The sequence below is a fragment of the Streptomyces sp. SID13726 genome, assembly GCF_010548375.1.
Classification (GTDB): domain Bacteria; phylum Actinomycetota; class Actinomycetes; order Streptomycetales; family Streptomycetaceae; genus Streptomyces.
This window is the reverse complement of sequence record NZ_JAAGLY010000433.1, coordinates 1-445: the sequence shown is the minus strand read 5'-3', so window position 1 is coordinate 445 and position 445 is coordinate 1. Positions and strand designations below refer to the sequence as shown.

General features: G+C 71.5%; 1 protein-coding gene. It reads left to right on the top strand.

Translation table 11 applies throughout. The features are described 5' to 3' along the window. Window positions 1-445, top strand: a 445-nt coding sequence (locus G3I78_RS48450; protein ID WP_239158485.1) for an enoyl-CoA hydratase-related protein, incomplete at both ends; no start/stop codon positions are given.

Here is a 445-nt window from a genome sequence, read left to right as displayed (position 1 = left end):
CAAGATCGGCCTGCCCGAGGTCACCCTCGGCCTGCTCCCGGCCGGCGGCGGTGTCACCCGTACGGTCCGCCTCATGGGCATCGCCGACGCGCTGCTCAAGGTCCTGCTCCAGGGCACCCAGTACAACCCGCAGCGCGCCCTCGACAACGGCCTCGTCCACGAACTGGCCGCCACCCCCGAGGAGATGCTGGCCAAGGCCCGCGCCTTCATCGACGCCAACCCCGAGTCGAAGCAGCCCTGGGACGTACCCGGCTACCGCATCCCGGGCGGCACGCCGTCGAACCCGAAGTTCGCCGCCAACCTCCCGGCCTTCCCGGCCAACCTGAGGAAGCAGCTGAACGGCGCCCCGTACCCGGCCCCGCGCAACATCCTGGCGTGTGCCGTCGAGGGCGCCCAGGTGGACTTCGAGACGGCGCTGACCATCGAGGCCGGCTACTTCGCCGAG